General features: G+C 67.0%; 1 protein-coding gene. It reads right to left on the reverse strand.

What is annotated here, in order from left to right; genetic code table 11:
• Positions 1-9 precede the first annotated feature (9 nt).
• Positions 10-457, reverse strand: a 448-nt coding sequence (locus E4T88_RS18910) for an endoribonuclease YicC domain-containing protein (RefSeq protein ID WP_135107569.1), incomplete at its 5' end; no start/stop codon positions are given.

The raw sequence follows: 457 nt of genomic DNA on the forward strand, positions 1-457 counted from the left end.
GATTATCGCTCACTCGACGTTCTGTACCTGCTCGCGCATCTGCTCGATGAGCACCTTCATGTCGACGCTGATGCGCGTCAGCTCCATGGCGGCGGACTTCGAGCCGAGCGTATTGGCCTCGCGGTGGAGTTCCTGGATGAGGAAATCCAGCCGCTTGCCGATCTCTCCGCCCTTCTTGAGCAGGCGCTCGATCTCGTCGAGGTGGGAGGCGAGCCGCGTGATTTCTTCCGCGACGTCGATGCGGATGGCGAACGCGGTGGCTTCGCTCAGGGCGCGGTCCTGGGCCGCTTCCGGGAGGGTGGCGCCTTCGGTGAGGGCCATCGCTTCCTTCCAGCGCTCCAGGAAGCGCTGGCGCTGCTGGTCCACCAGCTGGGGCACGAGCGGGCCCGCCTGCTGCGCCAGCGCGCGCAACTGCCGCACCCGGTCCTGCAGCATGGCAGAGAGGCGCTTGCCTTCC

Source organism: Dysgonomonas mossii (assembly GCF_004569505.1).
Classification (GTDB): Bacteria; Bacteroidota; Bacteroidia; order Bacteroidales; family Dysgonomonadaceae; genus Dysgonomonas.